Origin of the sequence: Sphingomonas hankookensis (assembly GCF_001619955.1) — a bacterium.
Classification (GTDB): Bacteria; Pseudomonadota; Alphaproteobacteria; order Sphingomonadales; family Sphingomonadaceae; genus Sphingomonas; species Sphingomonas hankookensis_A.
This window is the reverse complement of the sequence record NZ_LQQO01000011.1, coordinates 106,682-119,719: the sequence shown is the minus strand read 5'-3', so window position 1 is coordinate 119,719 and position 13,038 is coordinate 106,682. Positions and strand designations below refer to the sequence as shown.

Sequence of the window (13,038 nt, the reverse complement as noted above, 5' to 3'; positions counted from 1 at the left end):
GAACCGCTCGCCGGTTCAATAGCTTGGTCAGCTTCCTGACGGGAGAGAACCATGGATTACGGACTGGGCGGCGCGCTGGCACTGGTGACGGGCGCGGATAGTGGCATCGGGCGCGAGACGGCGCGGATGCTGTTGCAGGAAGGCGCGCGGGTCGCGATCAGCGATCAGGATGCGGACTCGCTGGAACAGGTGCGCGCGGAACTGGCCGAGCATGGCGAGGTCGTGGCGGTCGCCGCCGACGTGACCGACCTGTCGAGCGTCAAGGCGCTGTTCGAGCAGGTGCGTAGCGAGCTGGGCGATCCGATGATCCTCGTCCATGCCGCCGGTGTGACCGGCGCGACGGGCGATTTCCTGGAGGTGGACGACGCCGGGTGGCAGTCGACGCTCGACATCAACCTGATGGGGGCGGTGCGGGTGACGCGCGAGGCGATCCCGGCGATGCGCAAGGGTGGCGGCGGCCGGATCGTGCTGATCGCGTCGGAGGATGCGGTCCAGCCCTATGTCGACGAATTGGCGTATTGCGCATCGAAGGCCGGGGTACTGAACTTGGCCAAGGGCCTGTCGAAGGCCTATGGCTGCGACAATGTGCTGGTGAATAGCGTATCGCCCGCGTTCATCGCGACGCCGATGACCGATGCGATGATGGACAAGCGCGCCGAGGAGCAGGGCACCGACCGCGACGGCGCGATCAAGAGCTTCCTGAAGGAAGAACGCCCCGGCATGACGCTGGGTCGGCGCGGCAAGGCGGAGGAGGTCGCGGCGGCGATCCTGTTCCTGGTGTCGAAGCCGGCGAGCTTCGTGAACGGCGCGAATTTGCGGGTGGATTCGGGGTCGGTGATGACGATGGCGGGGTGATGTTCCTGGCAAGTACGCAGCGTATTCCCGCGTAGGCGGGAATCCGGAGTTACGGGCGGGGCGTTCGTGGCTCTGGACCCCCGCTTTCGCGGGGGTACGGTTGGTGTGTGGGGGGCGCCGGTCACCTGTTCGTTACCCGGATCAAGCCCCGGGGTGACGTAGGGCGGTCAGACCAGCACCTTCTCCGGCTTGGTCACCGCTTCCAGCGGCGTGTTCGCATCGATCTCCATCAACGGCTTGAGCAGGCCATCGCGCAGGTCGTAGACCCAGCCATGGAGTTCGAGCGGCTGGCCGGCCGCGAATGCCTTTTGCACCACGTCGGTCCGGGCGAGCTGGACGAGCTGGTCATGGACGTTCAGTTCGACCAAGCGGTTGGCGCGCTGATCCTCGGGCAGGGCGTCCAGTTCGTCGCGGTGGTTGTCGACAACATTGCGTGCGATCGCCAGCCAGTCATGGACATGGCCGTCGACGCCGCCTTCCAGCGCAGCCTGGATGCCGCCACAGGCATAATGGCCGCACACGATGATATGGCCGACCTTCAGCACCTCGACCGCGAACTGCACCACCGACATCAGGTTCTGATCGCCCGGATCGACCAGATTGGCGATGTTGCGGTGGATGAACATGCCGCCCGGTTCGGTATTGGTCAGCTGGTCCGGCGCGACGCGGCTGTCGGAACAGCCGATCCACAGGAATTCCGGCTGCTGCCCGACGATCTGCCGCGTGAAATAGTCGGGATTTTCCTCCAGCCGTTCGGCGGCCCATGCCTTGTTGGCGAGGAGCAGGTGCTTGTATTCCCTCATGCGTAGGCGACCTCCTTGCGCGGGGCCTTGATCTGCGGCGCGGTCTTGTCGCCGATGTCGCCGCGCACCAGCACATTGATGTTGCGATACTGCGCGTTCTTGATGAAGCCGTTGATGATGTCGATATTGTCGAGGTCGACATAGCTGGTCGCCGACAGGTCGATCACCACCGTGCAGTCGTCGGGCACCTTTTCCAGTTCCTTGGTCAGTTCGACCTTGTGGATGAAGTACAGGTTGCGCTTGGCGCGCACCATGCAGCTGGCGCCGGGGCCTTCGCCGTCCTGGACGAACGTCACCGCCGGGCGGAAATTGCGGGCGATGACGAAGATGAAGCCGACGACCAGCCCGATGACGATGCCCTTCAGAAGGTCGGTGAACAGGATCGCGGCGATGGTGACGACGAACGGCACGAACTGGGTCATGCCCTGTTTCCAGCGTTTGGTGAACAGCTCTGGCTTGGTCAATTTATAGCCGGTCTGGATCAGCACCGCGGCGAGTGCCGACAGCGGGATCAGGTTGAGCAGCGTCGGGACCAGCAGGACGCTCAGCAACAGCCAGGTGCCGTGCAGAATCGTCGACATCTTCGACGCGGCATTGGCGTCGACATTCGCCGACGAGCGCACGATGACCGAGGTCACCGGCAGGCCGCCGATCAGGCCCGAAATGATGTTGCCACCGCCCTGCGCCAGCAGTTCGTGGTTCTTGTCGGTCACGCGGCGCTTGGGATCGAGTTCGTCCACCGCCTTTACCGACAGCAGCGATTCGAGGCTGGCGACGATGGCGAGGGTGACGGCGACGGTCCACACGGTCGCGTTGCCGATCTGGCCGAAGTCGGGCAGGCTGAACAGCTTCACGAACCCGCCGAGACCATCGGCGATCGGCACGCTGACCAGATGGGTCGGCTTCACCTGGATCGACGGGGCGACCGCGCCGAACAGCGCGTTCATCGCGACCGATCCGACCACCACGACCAGCGGGCCGGGCACGAAGCGCAGCGGGCCGTCCTTGGGCTTGTTCTTGTCCCACCAGAACAGGAACGCGATGCTGATCGCGGCGATGATCGCCGCACCCCACACGACCTGTTCGCGCAGCACGAACAGGATGGTGTTGAACGTGTTCAGGCCATCGCCCTGGCGGAAGGCGAAGTCGCCGCCCGGATCGCCGTCATAGCCGATGGCGTGCGGCACCTGCTTGAGGATCAGGATCAGGCCGATCGCCGCCAGCATTCCGGTGATGACCGACGAGGGCACGAATTCACCCAGCACGCCCGACCGCGAGAAGGAGAGCAGGATCTGCATACAGCCCGCGAGGAACACGGCGAGCAGGAACGCCTCGAAGCTCGGCAGCTTGGTGATCGCGTCCAGCACGATCACGGTCAGGCCGGCGGCGGGGCCGCTGACCGACAGGGGCGACTTGCTGAGCGAGCCGACGACAATGCCGCCGACGATCCCGGCGATCAGCCCGGAGAAGAGCGGCGCGCCCGAGGCCAGCGCGACACCGAGGCATAGCGGCAGGGCGACGAGCGCGACGACGATCGAGGAAGGCAGGTCCTGCCGCAGATTGGCGATGAGGGAAGGTTGCGTCGACATAGGGTCGATAGCCTTTGAAACAGGGTGCGCCGGACGTGCTTGGGGGAAGCACGCCCGGCGCGGAACCCACGGCCGGCGGAACGGGGGAGGGAAGATTCGCCCCGCCAACCCGCAGGAACTGGTTATTCGGCGGCTTCTGCCGTCACGAAATCCGCAGCAAGGCGCTTGGCGGCGGGCAGCGCCACCGGCAGCGGGCGGTCCGCATTGATCGGCGCGAACCGACCGGTTTCGCCGTCCAGCGCGAGGATCGTGCCCGCATGGATGTCGACGAACCAGCCGTGCAGCGTCAGCTCGCCCTTGGCGATGCGCGACGCGACCGCCGGATGGGTGCGCAGGTGCGAAATCTGGACCACGACGTTTTCGAGGCTGGCGGCACGGACCGCGGCGGCATCGTCGAGGTCGGGATAGCTGTTTTCGACCACCGAATGGGCGGCATGGCTGTGGCGCAGCCAGGCGGCGACGCTGGGCAGGCCGTCGAGCGTTTCCGGCTTCATCAGTGCGCCCATCGCGCCGCAGCCCGAATGGCCCGACACGATGATGTCGGTGACGCCGAGCACCGCGACCGCATATTCGACCGTCGAGGTCGTGCCGCCATTCTGCTGGGTGAAGGGGGGGACGATGTTGCCGGCGTTGCGGATGACGAAGACGTCGCCCGGCTTCGCCTGCAGGATATGTTCGGGAACGACCCGCGAATCCGAACAGGAGATCATCAGGACCTTGGGGCTTTGCCCGTCGGTCGCCAGCTTCGAATAGAGGTCGGCATCGCTGCCGAACACATCCTTTTCGAAGCCGAACACCCGGCCGATCACGTCGTTCATCGTCTCTCCCTCCAAACCGTTTCAGCAGCTTAGGGGCCACCGGTTCAAGGATCGGGTATAGACGACGCAATCTTGCTGCGTTCGGCGGCTGTGTAACGAATTATTGCCGGGGCGCGAAAGGGGCGGGCAGGACGATTGCGGCGCACAGCCCGCCGCTGTCGCGATTGCGCAGTTCCAGCCGACCGCCCTCCGCCTCCGCCGCGCGCTGGACGATCGACAGGCCGAGGCCGAAGCCCACCGTGTCGCGCTTGCGCGCGGTGTCGAGCCGGACGAACGGTTCGAGGACATCGGCCAGCGATTCGTCGGGAATGCCCGGCCCGTCATCCTCGACCCGGATCACCGTCGCGCCATCCTCTATCGCGAGGGTCAGCGTGACGCTGCCGCCATAATGGATCGCATTCTCGACCAGGTTGACGACGGCGCGGCGGAAATTCGACCGGCGTACCGCGCGTTCGAAATGGTCGGGGCCGACATAGGTCGCGTCATGGCCATGGTCGGCGGCATCGTCGACGATGCTGGCGCACAGCACCGCAATGTCGACCAACACGGCGCGTTCGGGTTCGCTCTCCCCGCCCAGAAAGGCGAGCAGCGAGGTGACCATCGCCTCCATCTCTGCCAGGTCGTTCTGCACCGTGTCGCGCAGGTCGCGGTCGGGAATGGCATCGGTGCGCAGGCGCAGGCGGGCGAGCGGGGTGCGCAGGTCGTGGCCGACGGCGGCGAGCGCGCGGGTGCGCTCGTCGATCAGCCGGTGGATGCGCGCCTGCAACCCGTTGAATGCGACGACGAGGCGGCGGACCTCGCTCGGCCCCGCTTCCTCGATGGTCGGCAGGGTCGATCCGCCGCCCGGACCGAACCGGTCGACCGCATCGGCCAGCTGGCGCATCGGGCGCAGCGTCCGGCGGATCAGCAACCCGCCGACCACCATCAGCGCGATGGCCGGGATGAGCGCCAGCAGGATGCGGCCCAGGGCGAGGTCGAACGCGCGCAACGGTTCGAGGGTGCGGAAATAGAGCCAGCTGCCATCCTCCAGCTGGAGTGCGCCGCTGACCACCGATCGCCGCCCCTGGCCGATCAGGGTCAGGTGGAGGCCGGTGGGGGCGAGGCTCGGTTCCCAGGCGAGGACCTGCTGCTCCATCTCGCGCAGCTCGGTGCCGCTGGCCGGCAGTTCGGGTGCGGTCGCGCGCCATTGCACGGCATAGCGTTCGGTGGTCAGCTCGGTCGCCATGCCGGCGCGCTGGTCGACCGGGCGTTCCTCGACGATGCGGGTGGCGATGACGAGATGTTCGGCCAGGCGGCGAGCCTCGTCATCGCGCACCGAAAACTGGCTGGCGCGTTCGTACAGCAGGACCGACACGCCGAATTCGAGGACGATGGTCAGCAGCAGGATCGCGACGATCCGGCCGATCAGCCCGACTGGCAACGCCGTGAAACGCTTCAACGGCGTTCCACCGGCACGTTCAGCATATAGCCGACGCCGCGCACGGTGACGATCGGCGGGGTGCCGCCCGCGGTCGACAGCTTGCGACGCAGGCGGCTGATGAGCACGTCGATGCTGCGGTCCGAACTGTCGCCCAGCCGGGTGCGCGACAGCTCGATCAGCCGTTCGCGGGCGATGACCCGCTGGGCATGGTCGAGCAGCACGACCAGCAGGTCGAATTCGGCACCGGTCAGGTCGACCTGCGCGCCGGTCGGCGAAGTCAGTTCGCGGCGCGGCACGTTCGCGGTCCAGCCTTCGAAGCTGTAGATGCCTTCCTCGCGCTGCGTCGCCTGCGCGTTCAGCTCGCCGCGGCGCAGCACGGCGCGGACGCGGGCGATCAGCTCGCGCGTGCCGAACGGCTTGGGCAGATAATCGTCGGCGCCGAGTTCGAGGCCGATGACGCGATCGACCTCGCTGCCCTTGGCCGATACGAAGATAATCGGCACGCTGCTGTTCTGGCGGATCTGGCGACACAGGTCGATGCCGCTGGTGCCGGGCAGCATGATGTCGAGCAGGATCAGGTCGACCGGCCCTTGTTCCAGCGCCAGCCACATTTCGGGCGCGGCCGAACAGGTGCGGACGTGATAGCCATTTTCCTGCAACGCGCGGGCGGTTAGTGTGCGCAGGGCGGGATCGTCCTCGACGACGATGATCGAAGGGGCGGTCATGGGGTCAGGCTCTCCATCGCGTTCTTGTCGTGGCCTATCGGCTCGGATCGTCATTCCCGCGGAGGCGGGAATCCATAGACGCAGCGGTTATGGTTCGATCCACGACCTTGGCGTGTATGGATCCCCGCCTGCGCGGGCATGACGAGGTTTGACTGGCGGAATTCGTTCACTTCCTCCGCTATGTCCATCGGAGCGGGCAATCCGTCAATTCACCTCGCGCCCGATCGGATACAGCAGAAACCGTTCGTCATAATAGGGCGTGCGGGCATAGAACCATTGCAGCCGCGCGGTGGGATCGGCGGCGAAGGCCGGGTCGGCGGCGACCTTCGCATCGAATTCCGCCTTCAGCTTCGGGGCGTTCGCCAGCATCCGGTCGGCGAGCGGCGCGATGGCATAGCCCTCGATATATTCGGTCCGTTGCAGCATGCCGGGTGCGAGGTTCCATGCGAGCACGCCATCCTCGCTTTCGGGTTCGAGCAGGAAGGCGGCGAGGAGGCCCAGCGGCTGGTCGGCGGGCACGCGGACCGACCCGACGGGCATGGTCTCGCGGCGGCGTTCGTGGACGATCGTCGCCTCCAGCGGGATATGGCCTTCATTGGCGCGGCCGAGCTTCGGGTCGGTCGCGCGCGCCATGTCGAGGTCGAGCGTGCGCGGTGCCGCGATCGGTTCGATGGTCACGCCGTGCAGCTTCAGCAGGTCGATGACATGCGGCAGGGTGGCGGGCACCCACCATGCGCGGGGCAGCGTAACCGTCTTGTCGGGGTTGCTGCCATAGACCGGCATCTTGAAGGTGACGGGTTTGGGCAGCCAGCGCAGTTCGTCGCGGCCCGAGGCGGGCGAGCGATAGGTGTCGTGCGCCAGGCCGAGGAAATCGACGCTGTAGATCGGCTCGGGCGTCTGTTTCCACGACGTCGTGACGGTCGTCGGTCGGGCGGCGCGGTCGGCATCGATCGCGGCGCGCAGTTCGCCGACGCGCTCGCCTGCCAGCCGCAGCGATTCCTCGACGAAGACATAGGTGCCGAGCACCCGCTGGCGATAGGGTTTGAGCGAGTGCGTCTCGACCAGCACGGTCGGGATATGCGCGACATCGCCGTAACCGGTCGAGAAACGCGGCGTGTCGACGTCCTGCGTCATGCCCATTTCCGGCTCGCGATTGTCGAGCGTGCTGACATAATAGCCCGGAATATGGCCGTTGCGCTTGAGCGCCGCGTCCATCGCCGGGCGCAGCCGCGTGTCGAGGAACCGCCCGATCGCCGCCGACCGCGCATAATAGCCCCGCCAGCCGGAAAAGGCGTAGGTCACGTCATAGCGGTGGTCGATGCCGTCGGTGACATGCAGGTCGAGATACAGGATCGGATCGACCCGGCGGATCAGGCCGATCATCGCCTGCGTCTCCGGCGCATCGGCCTTCAGATAGTCGCGGTTGAGGTTCAGGTTCTGCGCGGTGGTGCGCCAGCCCATGTCCTTGGGCCCGCGCTGGTTCGGGCGGTTGAACGGCGAGGAGCGTTCATGGCCGTCGACATTGTAGATGGGGACGAACACCAGATCGACCTTGTCGAGCAGCCGGTCCTTGCCGCGCAGCGCGATGTCGCGCAGCAGCATCAGGCCGGCATCCTTGCCCTCGATCTCGCCGGAATGGATGCCCGCCTGTACCAGCACGACCGGTTTCGGTGTCGCGGGGCCGCCGACCACCGGCTTGTGCGCGCGGACGGCATAGAGGTCGCGCCCCTGCGGGCTTTTGCCGAAGGTTTCGATCGAGAGCAGCGGAGAAGCGGCGACGAGCTTGTCGATCCACGCGCGGGTCGCGGCATAGTCCGGCGTGGTGACGAACCCGCTTGCCTCCGCCGGGGTGATCCACGGATCGGCGGGCTTCGCGACCAGCTTTTCGCTCGCACCGTGCCACGGGCGGACCGGGGGCAGGGGCGCTTCGAGCGGCGTCTGGGCGGTGGCGGTCGAGGCGAGGAGCGCGGCGGCGAGGATCAGGATACGCATGCACGCGATGGTAGCGGATGTTACCGGTGATGCCAGTGGCTCGCTTGGCCGGCCGACTTTATCCATTGCCGATCCGGAACGATCGGTTCCGTGACAAGTTGTTGCTCGATCAATATTCCCATATGGAGCCATGGCGATCGCCCCGGCGTATGAATTCAAGCCGCACGAGCGGCCGTTCCTGCCCGGATCTCCCGCGACGCCCGATCATCCGTTCGGGCGGCGCGTCGGCTATTTCGCGACCGGCATCCTGCTGGGGGTGACCGGGGGGTTCAGCAACGGGCTGCTGATCGCGAACCTGCCGCAGATCCAGGGATCGCTCGGCCTGACGCCGGTCGAGGGCGGCTGGCTGACCGCCGTGTCGTCGATGACCAGCGTGTGCATGTCGATGCTGCTGATCAAGTTCCGCCAGCAATTCGGGATGCAGCGCTTTACGCGGGTGTTCCTGGCCGCGTTCCTGATCCTTAATATCCTCCAGCTGGTCGTGCACAGCTATGGCGTGCAGTTGGTGGTGCGTGGCGCATCGGGGATCGTCGCCAGCGCGCTGACGACCCTGTGCTTCCTCTACATCATGCAGGCGCTGCCCGCCGCCGCGCGGCTGTCGGGGATGATCATGGGGTTCGGCGCGTAGCAGGTGGCGCTGCCGCTGGCGCGCACGCTGTCACCGCTGTTGCTGGCCGATGGGCGGATCGAGGCGCTGTTCTGGTTCGAACTGGGGCTGACGCTGATGTGCCTCGGCGCGGTCGCGCTGCTGCGGCTGCCGCCGTCGGAGCGGACGCCGGCGTTCGAGAAGATCGATTTCCTGACCTTCGCGCTGCTGGCACCGGGTGTCGCGTTGCTGTGCGCGGTGCTGGTGCAGGGACGGATCCAATGGTGGTCGACGCCGTGGCTGGGCTATGCGCTGGCCGTCGCGATCCCGCTGATCGGCGGGGCGCTGCTGATCGAGCATAACCGCGCCAACCCGCTGCTCAACACCCGCTGGATGCTGGGGCGCAACATCATCCGCTTCGCGATCGTGGCGGCGAGCTTGCGCATCCTCCTGTCCGAACAGACGTTTGGCACGGTCGGGCTGCTGACCGTGGTCGGCATGGGCAACGACCAGCTGGTGACATTGAGCCTCGTCATGACGCTGGCGTCGATCGCCGGGGTCGTGGTCAGCCTGAAGACGCTGAATATGCAGGACCTCTACAAGCCGGTGGTGATCGCCGTCGCGCTGATCGGGCTGGGGGCGTGGATGGATTCGGATTCGACCAACCTGACCCGCCCGTCGAGCCTGTATGTCAGCCAGGGGATCATCGCCTTTGCCGCGCTCTATTTCCTGGGTCCGATGATCATGATCGGCGTGTTTCGCGCGCTGGCGCGGGGGCCGAGCCATATCATCAGCTTTTCGGCGATCTTCAGCATTTCGCAGACGATCGGAGGCCTCGCCGGCACCGCGCTGCTAGGCTCCTTCCAGATCGTGCGCGAGAAATATCATGCGTTCGAACTGACCCAGACGCTGACGGCGACCGACCCGCAGGTGGTGCAGCGTATCCAGCAGCTGGGTGGTGCCTATGCCCGCGTGCTCGGCGACTCGGCGCTGCGCCAGGCGTCGGGTGCCGGGCTGCTCGGGCAGCAGGTGACGCGCGAGGCGAACATCCTTGCCTATAACGACGTGTTCCTTGGCGTCGCGATGCTGTCGGCGGCGATGGTCGTGTGGCTGGGGGCGCTGTGGCTGCGCTTCCGCCTGAAGGGCGTGAACCCGCTCGCCGGCGACCTCGCCGCCGTACAGCAGATGCGACAGAAACAGATGTCATGACCGATACCCAACTTTCCAGAGACGAAGCAGAGCGGCTGGCCGATCCGGTCGAGGTGCCGCAGGAACCGACCAAGGCGCGCGGCTGGGCACCGCCGCGGGGCAGCCTCAAATCGACGATCGGCTTCGTCGCGCTGCTGCTCGGCGGGGTGGCGCTGGCGCTCTATGCCTGGGGGCTGTGGCCGTTCGGCAGTGCGATCCAGGCGACCGACAACGCCTACGTCCGTGGGCAGACGACGATCATCGCGCCACAGGTCAACGGCTATGTGACGGAGGTGCTGGTCCGCGATTTTCAGGACGTGAAGGGCGGGCAGGTGCTCGCCCGGATCGACGACCGCATCTATCGCCAGCGGGTCGACCAGGCGCGGGCGCAGCTGGCGGCGCAACAGGCGAACCTCGCCAATTCGCAGCAGAGCGAGCGGTCGAGCGAGGCGAGCCTGGGCGGACAGGACGCGGCGGTGCAGAATGCGCGGGCGCAGCTGGCCCGGGCGCAGGCGGACAAGGCGCGCGTCAACGATCTGGTGCGCGAAGGATCGGTGTCGCTGCGCGAACGCGACCAGACGCTCGCCGCCCTGCGCGCCGCCGAGGCGGGGGTCGCGCAGGCGCGGGCGCAGCGCAGCGTCGCACAGGAACAGGTGCGGACCGTCACGGTCGGGCGCGGCGGGCTGTCGGCGGCGGTCGAGAATGCGAAGGCGGCGGTGCGACTGGCCGAGATCGATCTGGCCAATACCGTCATCCGTGCGCCGCAGGACGGGCGGCTGGGTGAGGTCGGCGTCCGGCTGGGCCAATATGTGACGGCGGGCACCCAGATGATGTTCCTGGTCCCGCCGACCGTGTGGGTGACCGCCAATTTCAAGGAAGCGCAGACCGCGCGCATCGCACCGGGACAGCCGGCGACGATCCGCGTCGACGCGCTGGACCGCGCCGAGCTGCACGGTCGGGTCGAGCGGATCGCTCCGGCGGCGGCCAACGAGTTCGCGGTGATCCGCGCCGACAACGCCACCGGCAATTTCGTGAAGGTGGCGCAGCGTATCCCGGTCCGGATCGCGATCGACCGCAACGATCCGCTGTTCCAGCGGCTGCGGCCCGGCATGTCGGTCGAGGCGCGGGTCGACACGCGCGGCGGCACGTCGCCGGCGGCGCGATGAAACGGGCTGCGCTCCTAGGGTTGGCGCTGCTGGGCGCCTGTACCCCGGCCAAGCGGCCGCGACCCGAGGCGGCCAGCGTCACGCCGCCGGCCGCGTGGCGCACGACGCTGCCCGGCACCGCGACCCTAGCGGCGAACTGGTGGGAAGCGTTCGGCGATCCCGAACTGACGCGGCTGGTAACGGCGGCGCTCGCCAACAATCCCGACATCGCCGTTGCGGTGGCGCGGGTGGCGGAGGCACGGGCGGCCGAGCGGGTGGCGCGCGCGGCGCGCTTCCCGACGCTCGATGCGGGCGTCGGGCTGATCGAACAGCGTGCGCTCAATGCGTTCGGCTCGGCGACGACGGGCACCTCGCTGCAACCGGTGTTCCAGTCGGCTTATGAGGTCGACCTGTTCGGCCGGGTCGGGCGCACCATCGATGCCGCGCGACTGACCGGCGATGCCGCTGCCGCTGCCGCCGATACCGCGCGGCTGTCCGTCGCCGCTGCCACCGCCAGCGGGTATGTCACGTTGCGCGGGCTGGATGCGCGGATCGCAACGGTGCGGGCGACGATCGCGTCGCGTGGGGAGGCGCTGCGCATCGCCCGGTCGCGGGCGGAAGCGGGCTATACCTCGCAGCTCGAACTGCGGCAGGCGGAGGCGGAATATGCCGCCGTGACCCAGACCCTGCCGCAGCTGGAGCTTCTCGCGCGGCGGCAAGAAAATGCGCTGTCGCTGCTGACCGGCACCCCGCCGCGCGCCATCGCGCGCGGACGGCCGCTGGAGGCGCTGGTGCCGCCGCCGATCCCCGCCGGTCTGCCGTCCGACCTGCTGCGCCGCCGGCCGGATATCGCGCAGGCAGAGGCGTCGCTGGCGGCAAGCGATGCATCGCTGGCGGCGGCGCGCGCGCAGTTCCTGCCGCAGCTGCGCCTGACCGGATCGACCGGCGAGGTGCTGTCGAGCGCCTTGCCCAATCCGGTCGGCATCTGGTCGATCGGGGCGAGCGTGCTGGCACCGCTGTTCCGGGGCGGGCAGCTGCGCGGCAATTACGATGCGGCGACCGCGCGGCGCGATCAGGCGGCCTTCGCCTATCAGCGCAGCGTGCTGACCGCGTTTCGCGAGGTCGAGGACGCGCTGGCGGCGGTCGACCGGCTGGCTGCACAGCGACGCGCGCTGGAAACGCAGCGGACCGCGACGGCGGAGGCGCTGCGCCACGCCACCAACCGCTATCGCGCCGGGTACAGCCCGTATCTCGAGCAGCTGGATGCCCAGCGCGCCTTGTTCAGCGCCGAATTGTCGCTGGAGCAGACCCGTGCCGACCAGTTGAACGCGCTGGTGGCGCTGTATCAAGCGATGGGCGGGGGCTGGGGCGGATGATCCGGGTCGCGACCCCGGCGGACATCCCCGCGCTGCACGCGCTGGTCGAATCGGCGTTTCGTGGCGACAGCGCGCGGGGTGGCTGGACGCACGAGGCCGACCTATTGGACGGCCAGCGTACCGATCCGGCTGCGCTGGCCGATGCGATCGCCGATCCCGACCGCACCATCCTGATCGCGCTGGACGGCCATGCACTGATCGGCTGCGTCGAGGCGAAGCGTGCCGGAATGGGACGCTCGGCGCTCGGCATGTTGTCGGTCCGGCCCGACCGGCAGGCGACGGGACTCGGGCGGCGGCTGGTCGCGGCGGCGGAGGCCTATGCCCGCACGGAACACGGCGCGACGCGGATGGAGATGACGGTCATCGCCGCGCGGGGCGAACTGATCGCGTGGTATGAACGCCTGGGCTATGCGCGGACCGGAGAAACCCGGCCTTTTCCGATGGATGACCCGCGGTTCGGGCTGCCGCGTATGGCCTTGTCGTTCGTCGTGCTCGACCGGAACATCGGGTGACCTGCCCGGATGCGACAAGCCCCGCCCGG

12 protein-coding genes are annotated in these 13,038 nt (G+C 67.7%); 6 read left to right on the top strand and 6 right to left on the bottom strand.

Going from position 1 to position 13,038, the window contains the following annotated elements; genetic code table 11:
- The first annotated feature begins 51 nt into the window (after positions 1-51).
- Positions 52-855: an SDR family NAD(P)-dependent oxidoreductase gene (locus AVT10_RS07665; protein WP_066689693.1), complete on the top strand. Its 804-nt coding sequence runs from the start codon at positions 52-54 to the stop codon at positions 853-855.
- Positions 856-1,022: 167 nt separating this feature from the next.
- On the opposite strand, the gene AVT10_RS07660 is transcribed toward AVT10_RS07665, so the two are convergent.
- The 6 genes from AVT10_RS07660 to AVT10_RS07635 all read right to left on the bottom strand — a co-directional run bounded on the left by AVT10_RS07660 (position 1,023) and on the right by AVT10_RS07635 (position 8,202).
- A complete protein-coding gene (locus tag AVT10_RS07660; protein ID WP_066689692.1) occupies positions 1,023-1,658 on the bottom strand; it encodes a carbonic anhydrase in 636 nt (211 codons plus the stop codon).
- On the bottom strand, positions 1,655-3,247 hold the full coding sequence (locus AVT10_RS07655; RefSeq protein WP_066689691.1) for a SulP family inorganic anion transporter: 1,593 nt from the start codon (positions 3,245-3,247) through the stop codon (positions 1,655-1,657). The genes AVT10_RS07660 and AVT10_RS07655 overlap by 4 nt, the downstream gene beginning before the upstream one ends.
- Positions 3,248-3,369: 122 nt before the next feature.
- A complete protein-coding gene (locus AVT10_RS07650) occupies positions 3,370-4,065 on the bottom strand; it encodes a carbonic anhydrase (protein WP_066689690.1) in 696 nt (231 codons plus the stop codon).
- Between the two features lie 100 nt (positions 4,066-4,165).
- A complete protein-coding gene (locus AVT10_RS07645; RefSeq protein ID WP_066689689.1) occupies positions 4,166-5,503 on the bottom strand; it encodes an ATP-binding protein in 1,338 nt (445 codons plus the stop codon).
- Positions 5,500-6,210: a response regulator gene (locus AVT10_RS07640; RefSeq protein WP_066689688.1), complete on the bottom strand. Its 711-nt coding sequence runs from the start codon at positions 6,208-6,210 to the stop codon at positions 5,500-5,502. Before AVT10_RS07640 ends, AVT10_RS07645 begins: the two co-directional genes overlap by 4 nt.
- A gap of 204 nt (positions 6,211-6,414) precedes the next feature.
- Entirely contained in the window at positions 6,415-8,202 is a 1,788-nt protein-coding gene (locus AVT10_RS07635; RefSeq protein ID WP_066689687.1) for a M14 family metallopeptidase, read from the bottom strand.
- A 130-nt stretch (positions 8,203-8,332) separates the two neighbouring features.
- Between AVT10_RS07635 and AVT10_RS18725 the strand changes: the two genes are divergently transcribed.
- Genes AVT10_RS18725 through AVT10_RS07615 form a run of 5 tightly spaced genes read left to right on the top strand, consistent with a single transcriptional unit; the run spans position 8,333 to position 13,009 of the window.
- Positions 8,333-8,830 carry a hypothetical protein gene (locus AVT10_RS18725; protein ID WP_232307925.1) on the top strand — a complete coding sequence of 166 codons (498 nt, stop codon included), beginning with the start codon at positions 8,333-8,335 and terminating at the stop codon, positions 8,828-8,830.
- A gap of 3 nt (positions 8,831-8,833) precedes the next feature.
- Positions 8,834-9,997, top strand: a complete 1,164-nt coding sequence (locus AVT10_RS07630) for a hypothetical protein (RefSeq protein ID WP_232307924.1) — start codon at positions 8,834-8,836, stop codon at positions 9,995-9,997.
- Positions 9,994-11,142: an HlyD family secretion protein gene (locus tag AVT10_RS07625; protein WP_066689686.1), complete on the top strand. Its 1,149-nt coding sequence runs from the start codon at positions 9,994-9,996 to the stop codon at positions 11,140-11,142. The genes AVT10_RS07630 and AVT10_RS07625 overlap by 4 nt, the downstream gene beginning before the upstream one ends.
- Entirely contained in the window at positions 11,139-12,497 is a 1,359-nt protein-coding gene (locus AVT10_RS07620) for an efflux transporter outer membrane subunit (RefSeq protein ID WP_066689685.1), read from the top strand. Before AVT10_RS07625 ends, AVT10_RS07620 begins: the two co-directional genes overlap by 4 nt.
- On the top strand, positions 12,494-13,009 hold the full coding sequence (locus AVT10_RS07615; protein ID WP_066689684.1) for a GNAT family N-acetyltransferase: 516 nt from the start codon (positions 12,494-12,496) through the stop codon (positions 13,007-13,009). Before AVT10_RS07620 ends, AVT10_RS07615 begins: the two co-directional genes overlap by 4 nt.
- The last annotated feature ends 29 nt before the right edge of the window (positions 13,010-13,038 follow it).